We start from the raw sequence: 11,420 nt of genomic DNA on the forward strand, positions 1-11,420 counted from the left end.
TCTGATGCCGCGGAAGAAAAGTGCTTGACCGGTAGCGAAATAATTGCTATAATTACAAGCTGCAAGCTCAACATACACTTTATCACGAGACAAAAGGAGGAAAAATGAAGCGAACCTATCAGCCAAGCAACAGGCGGAGAGTAAGTACCCATGGCTTCCGCGCGCGGATGAAGAGTAAGACCGGCAGAGAAGTGCTCCGGCGGCGGCGTGCCAAGGGAAGATATAGCCTTACGGTCAGCGACAGGGACTAAGCCATCGCTGCGAGAGTTCTATGGCGAGGCGGGCTCTGCCCACGCTCAAAAAGGGGGCATTTTCCGAAGTGATGGCTGCTGGTAACAAGGTTCATGGGCCGCTGGTAACCCTCTTTTGGCGCGAATCCGCAGAGCGCGGCGTGGGCATAGCCGTATCGCGTAAGGTGCGCACTGCGGTGCAGAGAAACAGGGCGAAGAGGCGCGTGCGCGAGCTTCTCAGACGGTATGAGCAACAAATCCCCGAAGGGGTCCAGGCGGTGTGGCTACTGCAGCCGGAGGTGGCGGAGATCCCCTTTGTTAGGCTCGTGGATGAGTTTGAGCGCACAATGGAGGCTCTGCGCGAAAGGATTGGGGATGGTTCGTGACTTTTTGGTGGGCCTGATCCGCCTGTATCGTATTGTCCTTTCCCCTCTATTGGGGGCTCAGTGCCGTTTTGAACCCACGTGCTCTCGGTATACTGAGCAGGCGCTGCTCCGCTATGGGGTCGTGCGGGGTCTTTACCTTGGTGCGCGGCGCATTCTCAGGTGTCACCCCTTCTCCCCCGGGGGCTATGACCCGTTGACTTGAATGGTCTCACCCAGTTTTGAAAGGCGAACCACTTCATGAATATGGACAAGAACACAGTGATCGGCGTGCTGCTGATCATTCTCATGCTTATTCTGGTCAACACGCCAATCTACAAGAAGACGTTCTTCCCGCAGCAGTACTGGCAAAGTCAGCGCCAAAAGGAGGTCACGTCAGTCCCGGCGGCTCAGGACACCGCGCGCGTGGAGAGCGTCCCGGTTGCGCCTCGAGAGATGGAGGCTCCCCCCTCGCTGCTGGCTCAAGAACCCGTCGAGGTGCGTGGAGAAGAGGTGGTGGTGGAAACGCCCCTGTTTCGTCTGACCTTTGACACAAAAGGGGCGGCTCTGAGCTCCTGCTATTTCAAGCGCTTCAAGGATCCCGACAGCAACTTTGTGCAAATTGTTGGTGCAGACGGCGGCGCCAATCTCGCCATTGGCTTTACCACGGCTCGCGACTCGATAGATACCGGACGCCTCTTGTTTGCAGCGGATCGCAAGAGCGTGGAGTTAGCTCAGAGCGCGGACAGTGCCTGTCTGACTTTCACTGCGCAGCTCGAGGGGGGACAGAGGATCACCAAGCGTTACACCTTCCGCGGCAATAGCTACTATTTCGCCCTGGATGTACGGCTGGAGAACTTTCAGGACGTAATCGCCCAAAGGCGCTACACGTTGGGGTGGAACAGCGGCCTGGCGCCCACCGAGTCTCGGCTGATTGACGACTTTCAGGAGGCCAAAGTCTACGCCCTGTTTGCGGCCAACATGGAGAAGTTTGACATCGGCCGCAGAGCCTACAAGGCAGATAGCATGGAAGGCGTGGTGCACTGGGTGGGCGCGCGCACGAAGTATTTTGCCGCCGCGATTATTCCCACGGGACAGCGCGGAACAGGCGTGTGGTACATTGGCAGACGGCAGGCACCGCCTCGCTCATTCGCTGTTTGGGAGAAGCACCGACTGCGAGAGGCGGAGCGCATCTGGAAGTCCTATGCGTTCGGCTTGGATATGGGATTCCGCAACGAGACGGTGCGTGAAGATCGCTTTCTGGTCTTTCTCGGCCCGTTGGACTACAGCACCGTGCGCGGCCCAGGGGTGGGCTTGGAGCGAATGATGAGCCTTGGCTGGAAGGTGATCCAACCGTTCTCCAAGGCTGTCTTGTGGTGCCTGAAGACCCTGCACGCCCTGATTCCGAATTACGGCTGGGTCATTGTCGTCTTTTCTTTGCTTGTGAAGATCGTCCTCTATCCCTTGACGCACAAGTCGTTCAAGTCGATGCACAAGATGCAGGAGCTGCAGCCTCGACTCATCGCGCTGCGGGAGAAGTATGGCAAGGACCCGCAGCGCCTGAACGAGGAAACGATGAAACTGTACAAGGAGGCAGGGGTCAATCCGATGGGTGGGTGCCTCCCCCTTCTCTTGCAAATGCCGTTGCTCTATGCGCTTTTCGTGGTGTTCCGGAACACCATCTCTTTTCGGGGCCAGGGCTTTGTCCTGTGGATCAAGGACTTGGCCAACCCGGACACGGTTGCCGTGCTCCCCTTCAGCATCCCCATGTATGGCAACCTGGTGAACATCCTGCCGCTCCTGATGGGCGCGACGATGCTCATTCAGCAGAAGATGAGTGTCAAGGACCCCAAGCAGAAGATGATGGTGTACTTGATGCCCATCTTCTTCACATTGCTCTTCAACTCCTTTCCTTCCGGCTTGAATCTGTACTACATGCTGTTCAACGTGCTGAGCATCCTGCAGCAGAAGTTCATTACCGATAGGCTGGTGGGAGGCACCCAGGAAAAAGCGGAGAACAGCGACGCGGAGAGGCGCCGAAGGAAGAAGTAGCAACGGCAGTGTTGATTGGTGGAGCACAAGGGAAAGGCCCTACTGGCATTAGGTGGTGGGGCTTTTTCTGTGAGATGGAGTGACTGTGGTGGATCTGCTGGCTGAGGACACAATTGTCGCCCTGGCGACCCCGCCGGGAATGGGGGCCATCGCCATGGTGAGGGTGAGTGGACCCCGGGCGGTAGAGCTGGTGGACAGTGCCTTCGCCGGGAGAAAAACCCTCTGGGCCCTGCCCAGCCACATGATGGCCCATGGTCGACTGCGCGCCTCGGACGGCGCCGGCGCAGAGGTGACCATCGACGAGGTGATGGTGGCGGTGCATCGCGCGCCGCACTCCTATACCGGGGAGGACCTGGTGGAGATCACCTGTCATGGCAGCCCTTTGATTGTGCGGCAGATTCTCCAGCTCTTCTGCGCGCGGGGAGCACGGCTGGCCGAGCCAGGGGAGTTCACCCGGCGTGCCTTCCTGCACGGCCGGCTTGATCTCGCGCAAGCCGAGGCGGTATGTGACCTGATTCAGGCGCGGACTGAGCGGGCGCGGCGGGCATCCATGGCGCAATTAGAGGGACAGCTCTCTCGACGCATTGCCCAGCTGCAAGAGCGGCTGGCGGATGCGCGTGCGCTTTTGGAGCTGGATATCGACTTTTCCGACGAGGACGTGCCGAGCTTGGATCGGCAACGGCTGGCGCAGACGTTAGAAGAGGTGATTGACGAGCTGCGCGCCCTGCTCCAGACATTCCAGCAGGGACGCTTTCTGCGAGAAGGGGCACGGCTGGTGCTCCTTGGCCGCACGAATGTGGGAAAATCCAGTCTCCTCAATGCCCTACTGGAGTGCGATCGGGCAATTGTCAGTGAGTTACCCGGAACGACGCGGGACACATTGGAGGGCCTCGTGGATATTGGGGGCTTTCCGGTGACGGTGGTGGACACTGCCGGTTTCGGCGTCGCCGGGTCGGAGGTCGAAAGAGAGGGCTTGCGGCGCACGGAGCGCGAGGTGGAAAGGGCCGACGTGCTCGTCCTTGTCCTTGACGGCAGCGAGCCGCTGCACGCCGAGGATCGCCGGCTGCTGGAGGCATACCTTCCTGGCCTTGCTGGTGGCCCGAGGGTGATCCCGGCGATCAACAAGATCGACTTGCCGAGGGCATGGTCGCCTGCCGAGCTGGCTGCCGAAAGGGCGGTGGAGCTTTCGGCGAAATGCAGAGTGGGACTGGATCGGCTGCGGGAGGCTGTGGCTGAGGCGCTGATGGGGGACGGTCGTGCGGGGGGAAGCGAGGTGGTGCTGAGCAACGTACGCCATTGGGAGGCGCTGCGGCAGGCGGAGGAGGCAGTTGCCAGGGCACGGGCCTCCCTGGCGCAGGGACTCTCGGCAGAGTTCATTGCTCTTGATCTGCGCGAGGCCGACGATGCTTTAGGCAGAGTGATTGGGAGGGTGACCGACGAGGAGATATTGGCCGCGATCTTCGCGCGCTTCTGTATCGGCAAATAGAGCATAGTGTTTCACGTGGAACATGGGCAGGACGGCACGATGTGCGGCGGGGATGACTATGACGTAGTGGTAGTGGGCGCTGGCCACGCCGGGTGCGAGGCAGCTCTGGCGGCGGCCAGAATGGGGGCGCGTACCCTGTTGGTGACCATGAACCTGACCACCGTCGCCCAGATGTCCTGCAACCCGGCCATCGGCGGCTTGGCAAAGGGCCATTTGGTGCGCGAGATCGATGCGCTGGGGGGACAGATGGCCGTGATCGCGGACCTGGCAGGGATCCAATTTCGCATGCTCAACCGCTCCAAAGGGCCAGCGGTGTGGTCACCACGCGCCCAGGAGGACCGGCAGCACTACTCGCTATTGATGAAACGAGCGCTGGAGCAACAGCCCGGGCTCCGGTTGCTGCAAGCAGAAGTCGTCGGATTGGATGTGGCAGAGGGGGCGGTGCGCGGCCTGCGCCTCTTCCCCGGCGGAAAGGTTGCGGCAAAGGCAGTTGTTCTCGCGCCGGGCACCTTCCTCAATGGCCTCATCCACATTGGACTTTCTTCCTTCCCGGCGGGGCGGGCCGGCGAGTTTGCGGCCGCGGCGCTCACCCAGGACTTGCGTAGGCTCGGCTTTCGTATCGGCAGGCTTAAGACCGGCACACCACCACGGGTGGACGGCCGCTCCGTCGACTGGGCGAGCATGACGGAACAGCCCGGAGACCCGGATCCGGAGCCGTTCTCCTATCGCCACGACCGTCTCGAAGTTGAACAGGTCTCCTGCTACCTCACCTGGACCAACGAGAGAACCCACGAGCTGCTGCGCGCTGGTCTGGATCGCTCGCCTCTGTACACGGGCAGGATCGTAGGAGTCGGGCCGCGCTATTGTCCCTCCATCGAGACGAAGATTGTGCGTTTTTCGGACAAGCCGCGCCACCAGATCTTCTTGGAACCGGAAGGACGGTTGACCAGTGAGTACTATGTGAACGGTTTTTCCACCAGTTTGCCAGAGGAGGTGCAACGCGCGGCGCTCCGCTCCATCCCTGGCCTGGAAAGGGTGGAGGTGACCAGATACGGGTATGCCATCGAGTACGACTATGTGCCCGCCACGCAGCTTCACCCGACATTGGAGACGAAGCTCTGTCGTGGCTTGTTCTTGGCAGGTCAGATCAACGGCACCTCCGGATATGAGGAAGCGGCAGCCCAAGGGCTGGTGGCAGGGGTGAACGCCGTGCTGCTGGCTCGCGGCGATGAGCCCTTCGTGCCCACAAGAGCAGAGGCGTACATTGGCGTCCTCATCGACGACCTGGTGACCAAGGGCCCGGAGGAACCCTACCGGATGTTCACTTCTTTGGCAGAACATCGGCTTGTCCTGCGCCAGGACAATGCGGATCTGCGCCTTGTACACCATGCCGAAAGGTTGGGCTTGCTGCCAACGGAGATTTGCCAGCGCACGCGGAACAAACAGCGGGCCATCGAGGAGGCGCTCGCCTTTGTGGCCAGAACCAGGCCGCCGCTCGCGGACGTAAATGGCATGCTCGAGAGGAAAGGGTTGCCAGCGGCAAGGACTGTACTCTCCCTCGGGGAACTCTTGCGCAGGCCGGAGCTCACGATGGCGGACCTCGCCGGATTGGCCCGGCATAGCGTGCTGGATGCGCCGCGCGATCCTTTCTGGCGGGCCGTCGCCCGACAGGTGGAGATCGAGGTCAAATACGAGGGGTTCATCGCCCGCCAGCGGGAGCAGATCGAAAGGTTTCGGCGCCTGGAGGATGCGCTGATCCCTGCTGAGGTGGACTATGATGCCCTTAGCGGGATTTCTGCAGAGGCTCGGGAGAAGCTCAAGCAAGTGAAGCCGCGCTCTCTTGGCCAGGCCTCGCGCATTCCTGGGGTGCGCCAGGGGGATCTGGCGGTCCTCATGGTGCACCTGGCCCGCCATGCGCGCGCCAGGGAGGGTTGTTCCACGTGAAACACTCGGAAGCCCGGACGGCGACGGATGTCCACCTTGAGGCGCATCTTGCCGCGCTTGGCGCCTGCTTGGCGCGGCTCCGTTGGAGCGTTGGCCGTGAGCAGATGGCCCTCCTCGGGGCCTATGCGCGCCTGTTGTTGGCCTGGAACCGCCGCGTCAACCTCATCGCCCGGGGGGACGAGCCGGTGCTCGTTTCTCGGCACATTGCCGAGTCGCTGGCCTTCCTTGCCACTGAGGACATCGCCCACGGCGCCCTCGTGTTAGACATGGGCAGTGGGGGCGGCCTGCCGGGCATTCCCATGAAGATCGTGCGCCCCGACCTGCAGATGGTCCTGCTGGATGCCCAGCGCCGCAAGGTGCTCTTTCTCCAAGAGGCAGTAGAGGCGTTGCAGTTGCCTGGCATCCAGGCGCTGTGTGCCCGCGCCGAATCGCTGGCAGCACTGGCGGAGTGGCGGCAGAAGTGCGACGTCGTGGTGGCGCGCGCCGTTGCCAGCTTGTCGTTGCTTTGGCAGTGGGCCTCGCCGCTGTTGGGCGGGCAGGGAATGCTCATCACCCTCAAAGGAGGCGATTTGGCCAGTGAGGTACGCGCCCTGGCCGCCAGTGACCCAGTGGCCACCGTGCGACTGAGCGCACCACCGGCCTGTCTTGTTGACCCCAGTAAGGGGCGCGCAATCATCACCGTACGAAGAGGTGCCCAGACGTGAAGAGACGACCGAACGACAACGTGTTTGCGGAGATCCAGAATCTCATTACCGAGGCGCGAAATCCGGCTACCATGGATATCGATTCCAAGTCCGTAGAGGAAATCCTGCGCCTCATCAACGCCGAGGACAAGAAGGTGCCGTTCGCGGTGGAGAAGGAGATCCCCTACATCGCCAAGGCGGTGGAGATCGTAGTGGAGGCCTTCCGCGCGGGCGGACGCCTCTTCTACATCGGCGCCGGCACCAGCGGCAGGTTAGGGGTGTTGGATGCCTCGGAAATCCCGCCGACGTTCGGGGCGCCGCCCGAAATGGTGCAGGGAATTATCGCCGGCGGCTACAAGGCCCTGGTGCGCGCCCAGGAGGGCGCCGAGGACCGGCGGGAGCGAGGCGGCGAGGACTTGCTGCGGCGCGGTTTCACCAGCAAGGACGTGGCCTGCGGTATCGCCGCCAGCCGCAGGACCCCTTACGTTCTGGGCGCCATCGAGAAGGCAAGAGAAGTGGGCGGTAAGACGCTCTATGTCACCTGCACCCCGCGTGCGGAGCTGAACTTTCCTGTGGATGTGGCCATCTGTCCCGTGGTGGGGCCAGAGGTGGTCATGGGTTCCACTCGGATGAAGGCCGGCACTGCCACCAAGTTGGTGCTGAACATGATCACCACCACCGCCATGATCCGCCTGGGCAAGGTCTACGGCAACATGATGGTCGACCTGCAGATGACCTCTCGCAAGCTGGAGGAGCGCTCTAAACGGACGGTGATGATGGTGACCGGTGTCAGTTACGACGAGGCGGAAGCGGTGCTGGAAAAGGCCGGCGGGCACGTCAAGACCGCCCTGGTCATGATCCTCGCGGGTGTGGAGGCCGATGAGGCACGCCGGCGCCTGGAGCGCGCCGGCGGCTTTGTGCGCCAGGCACTGGCAGGTTAGCGAGCGTGGTCTGAGGAATTGACCTCGGCTTGGTGCGACATCCTTAGGGAACGGCTGCATCTCTCACCTTCGGTGCGCGAAGTGTGGCGCGCACTGGATGGCGGGACAGCACTGCTCTCCGTGAAGGCGCCTGGCTCCCTGCGACGTGCTCTGGTGGCTGTATGGCTGCAGGAGAGGCAGCGGCGCGCCCTCTACGTGACGGCTGACCCCCTGTCGGCTGAGCAGGCACGGGATGATTTCGCCACCCTGCTGGGAGCTGAGCGGGCGGTGCACTTCCCGGAGCCGAGTGAAACGCCTGTTGCATTCCGCCTGCAGAGCCTCAGTCGTCAGAGTGCGCAGGTGCGCGCCCTGGAACTGCTGAGGGGCAGGGGTCCTGCGGTGGTGGTCACCACGCTGCAGGCGCTGAACAGCCGCCTGCTCACTCCGCAGGCAATCGACCAGCGGTGCATCATCCTGCGGCAAGGCCAGGAGTACGACTTCGAGACGCTCCTGGCCGCCCTGGTGGACCTGGGCTTCGTGCGCGAGACGATGGTGGACAGGGCCGGCGAGATGAGCGTGCGTGGCGGCATCGTGGACATTTTCCCCTATTCGCGCCTTCGCCCGGTGCGTGTCGAGCTTTTTGGCAATACCGTCGAGTCCATGCGGGAGTTCGACCCGGAGACCCAGCGCTCGGTGGCACCCGTGGAAGAAGTGGCGCTCATCCCGCAGTTCCCTGTAATCGATAATTCTGTTCACTTCCAGGACAGCGACCGCACGGCAACTCTCTTCGGATTCGTGCAACACGGGGACGTCGTGGTCCTGGAGGACACTCCTGATCCACACACATGCCTTCCCGTGAGGCAAAACACCCCTCTCTGCGAGGGGGATCCGACCGGCGCCCACGGACCCCGTGACGGCGGTTCCTCTGGCAAAGCTGTGTTGTGGTTTCCACCACCAGGTCAAGATGTGGCTGGACAGCCCTTGCCTGCAGAACCCGCGCCACCCATGGGGGGCAAGTACGACATCCTGCGCGAATATGTGGCGTCCGTCACCGTGCGTTGCGCACTGCACTCGCAGGCTGCTCCGCTCGTCTGTTTCCTCTGTGACAGCCCTTCACAAAGGGACCGGGTAGAAGAGCTGTTCAAGGAGGAAAGCGTCGACGGTCTCCGCGTCGAAGTGGGCGGTCTGCAGAGCGGTTTTGTCCTGTGGGATGTAGGATTGTGTGTCCTCACCCACCATGAGTTCCACAGCCGGGCGCGCGTGCCGCATCCTGCGCCGCGGCCTCGCGAAGGTTTCACCTTTCGCCAGCTCCACTCCCTGCGCCCTGGAGACTATGTCGTCCACGTGGACTATGGCGTGGGCGTGTACCAGGGCCTGCGCAAGATCAACGTCGACGGCAGTGAGCGCGAGTGCCTGGAAATCGCCTATCAGGACGACGACAGAGTCTATGTGCCCCTTGAGCGGATGGACCGCGTCAGTAAGTACACGCCACGCGAGGGGGTGGCGCCGCGTATCAACCGCCTGGGCACAGCCGAGTGGGAACGGCTAAAGGCACGGGCCAAACGTCGTCTGAAGGACGTCTCCGCCGAGCTCATCAAGCTCTACGCGGAACGCCGACACGCCCCGGGGTTTGCCTTTTCGCCAGACAGCCTTTGGCAGCACGAGCTGGAGGCCTCCTTCGTCTACGACGAGACCCCTGACCAGCTGCAGGCCGTCGCCGATGTCAAGCGGGACATGGAAGCGCCGCGCCCTATGGATCGACTGGTGTGCGGCGATGTCGGTTTTGGCAAGACCGAAGTGGCGATTCGCGCAGCCTTCAAGGCGGTGAACGACGGCAAGCAAGTCGCGGTGCTTGTGCCAACCACCCTCCTGGCGAGCCAGCATCTTGCCACCTTTCGCGAGCGACTGGCGCCGTTCCCTGTGCGCGTGGAGATGCTTTCCCGGTTCATACCCAAGCGGCAGCAGCAACAGATCTTGGCGGATCTGCGCGCAGGGCGGGTGGACATCATCATCGGGACCCACCGCCTATTGTCCGCCGACGTGGGGTTTCACGACCTGGGTCTTCTCATCATCGATGAGGAGCAGCGATTCGGCGTGATGCACAAGGAGCGCCTCAAGGCCCTGCGCACCAATGTGGACGTGCTCACCTTGACGGCGACGCCCATCCCGCGGACTCTGCACATGGCGCTGGTCGGCATCACCGACATGTCGCGGATCGACACGCCTCCCCGCGATCGCCTGCCGATTAGGACGGAGGTCGTGCAATTCAGCAAGGAGCTCATTCGCCAAGCTATCCTTCGCGAGCTCGGCAGAGGCGGACAGGTTTTCTTTGTGCACAACCGTGTGCAGTCCATCGGCGCCATGCTCGAAATGCTGCGGCGGCTGGTGCCGGAGGCCAGCTTTGCAGTAGCCCATGGCCAGATGCCTTCCGCTGCCCTGGAGCGGGTGATGAACCAGTTCATCGAGCGCCGGTACGACTGCCTGGTGTCGACCATGATCATCCAGGCCGGCCTGGATATGCCCAATGTCAACACCTTGATTGTCAATCGCGCTGATCGCTTTGGCCTGGCACAGCTCTACCAACTGCGCGGCCGCGTCGGACGCTCCAGCCAGCAGGCCTACGCCTATTTTTTGGTTCCCAGCGTGCGCCGCTTAACAAAGGAGGCCATCAAGCGCCTGCAAGCCATCGAAGAGATAACAGAGCTTGGCTCAGGCTACCAGGTGGCGCTCAAAGACCTGGAGGTGCGAGGAGCCGGAAGCCTGTTTGGTGCAGAGCAGAGCGGTTTTCTCGACGCGCTGGGCTACGATGTCTTCTGCCGCATCCTTGAGGAAGCCGTTCAGGAGGTGAAGGCGGAGCAGGCTCTCTGGGAAGAACCCGCTGAGCCAAAGCTGCCCGTTACGCAGATGCGTTTCCGGGGCGACGCCTTCCTCCCGGAGGACTATGTGGCGCAGAGCTCTGAGCGCGTGGCCGTGTATCGGCGTCTGGTGGCGGCAAAGAGCCTGGCGGAGGTCGAGGACATGGAGCGGGAGCTGGTGGATCGCTTCGGTCCGCTCCCTGAGCCGGCCCGCAACCTGCTCGACGCCGTGACCTGCAAGCTCTTGGGAAACCAGTTAATGATGAGCGAGGTTCAAGTAGACGCACAGACGCTCATTGCGACCTTCGCGCCGTCGGTTGCCGTGGACAGGCAGGCGGTTGCGCGGGTGGTCTCGAGAGTAGCCGCCAACGAAGGTTTCCCATTCAGGTTCGTGCAGAGCAAGGGCAAGAGGGAGCTCGCGCTGCGGGTAGAGCTGCCTAACGAAGGGGGCCTGAAGGCGGCGAAAGAGTTCTTGCAAAGCATGCTGTGAGTTCGTATATTACAACAAGCCTCAAGCCATGGAGCGGACTGGGTAGCAAAGGAGCGTAAGATGAGCAGACGTGTAGCGTTGCTACTATTTGTTTTTGCGGCAGTTGTGCTGGTGGGGTGTGCACGTAAATCCGACCCCATCGTGGCAAGGGTGGGAAACCGGGTCATAAGGCTCTCCGAGTTCGAACAAGACTTCTCCAAGAACAGAACTCCTAATTACATAAAAACCACAACGTTCAAAGAGCGCAAAGACCACCTCATGACCATGGTTGAGCGCACCCTCAAGATCGCCGACGCCTACTCGCGGCGGTACGACAAGCTGCCGGAGGTGGTGCAGCCGGTGGAACGCGAGATGGAGCAACGTCTGTTCTCCTCGTATGTGGAAAAGAAGGTGGTCGA

General features: G+C 61.9%; 10 protein-coding genes. All 10 read left to right on the forward strand.

Going from position 1 to position 11,420, the window contains the following annotated elements; translation table 11 throughout:
• Positions 1 to 104 precede the first annotated feature (104 nt).
• Positions 105 to 251 (forward strand): 50S ribosomal protein L34, encoded by a 147-nt coding sequence (gene rpmH / locus H5U38_16190; GenBank protein ID MBC7188565.1) that lies wholly within the window; start codon positions 105 to 107, stop codon positions 249 to 251.
• Positions 252 to 271: 20 nt separating this feature from the next.
• On the forward strand, positions 272 to 616 hold the full coding sequence (rnpA, locus tag H5U38_16195; protein MBC7188566.1) for a ribonuclease P protein component: 345 nt from the start codon (positions 272 to 274) through the stop codon (positions 614 to 616).
• The gene (gene yidD / locus H5U38_16200; protein ID MBC7188567.1) at positions 606 to 818 is read left to right on the forward strand and encodes a membrane protein insertion efficiency factor YidD; all 213 of its coding nucleotides are present in this window, start codon (positions 606 to 608) and stop codon (positions 816 to 818) included. The genes rnpA and yidD overlap by 11 nt, the downstream gene beginning before the upstream one ends.
• Positions 819 to 853: 35 nt before the next feature.
• Positions 854 to 2,644, forward strand: a complete 1,791-nt coding sequence (gene yidC, locus H5U38_16205; protein MBC7188568.1) for a membrane protein insertase YidC — start codon at positions 854 to 856, stop codon at positions 2,642 to 2,644.
• 79 nt (positions 2,645 to 2,723) lie between these two features.
• Entirely contained in the window at positions 2,724 to 4,130 is a 1,407-nt protein-coding gene (gene mnmE / locus H5U38_16210) for a tRNA uridine-5-carboxymethylaminomethyl(34) synthesis GTPase MnmE (GenBank protein ID MBC7188569.1), read from the forward strand.
• 39 nt (positions 4,131 to 4,169) lie between these two features.
• Positions 4,170 to 6,074 (forward strand): tRNA uridine-5-carboxymethylaminomethyl(34) synthesis enzyme MnmG, encoded by a 1,905-nt coding sequence (mnmG, locus tag H5U38_16215; protein MBC7188570.1) that lies wholly within the window; start codon positions 4,170 to 4,172, stop codon positions 6,072 to 6,074.
• Positions 6,071 to 6,778 carry a 16S rRNA (guanine(527)-N(7))-methyltransferase RsmG gene (rsmG, locus tag H5U38_16220; protein ID MBC7188571.1) on the forward strand — a complete coding sequence of 236 codons (708 nt, stop codon included), beginning with the start codon at positions 6,071 to 6,073 and terminating at the stop codon, positions 6,776 to 6,778. The genes mnmG and rsmG overlap by 4 nt, the downstream gene beginning before the upstream one ends.
• On the forward strand, positions 6,775 to 7,698 hold the full coding sequence (gene murQ, locus H5U38_16225) for an N-acetylmuramic acid 6-phosphate etherase (protein MBC7188572.1): 924 nt from the start codon (positions 6,775 to 6,777) through the stop codon (positions 7,696 to 7,698). The genes rsmG and murQ overlap by 4 nt, the downstream gene beginning before the upstream one ends.
• 153 nt (positions 7,699 to 7,851) lie before the next feature.
• Positions 7,852 to 11,022, forward strand: a complete 3,171-nt coding sequence (gene mfd, locus H5U38_16230) for a transcription-repair coupling factor (GenBank protein ID MBC7188573.1) — start codon at positions 7,852 to 7,854, stop codon at positions 11,020 to 11,022.
• A gap of 60 nt (positions 11,023 to 11,082) precedes the next feature.
• A partial coding sequence (locus H5U38_16235) for a hypothetical protein (protein MBC7188574.1) occupies positions 11,083 to 11,420 on the forward strand: 338 nt, incomplete at its 3' end.

The organism is Calditrichota bacterium (assembly GCA_014359355.1).
GTDB lineage: Bacteria > Zhuqueibacterota > Zhuqueibacteria > JANLFK01 > Oleimicrobiaceae > Oleimicrobium.

Excerpts from the sequence above, each read along its gene's own strand:
- rpmH (MBC7188565.1), top strand. The coding sequence starts at position 105 with ATGAAGCGAACCTATCAGCCAAGCAACAGGCGGAGAGTAAGTACCCAT.
- rnpA (MBC7188566.1), top strand. The coding sequence starts at position 272 with ATGGCGAGGCGGGCTCTGCCCACGCTCAAAAAGGGGGCATTTTCCGAA.
- yidD (MBC7188567.1), top strand. The coding sequence starts at position 606 with ATGGTTCGTGACTTTTTGGTGGGCCTGATCCGCCTGTATCGTATTGTC.
- yidC (MBC7188568.1), top strand. The coding sequence starts at position 854 with ATGAATATGGACAAGAACACAGTGATCGGCGTGCTGCTGATCATTCTC.
- mnmG (MBC7188570.1), top strand. The coding sequence starts at position 4,170 with ATGTGCGGCGGGGATGACTATGACGTAGTGGTAGTGGGCGCTGGCCAC.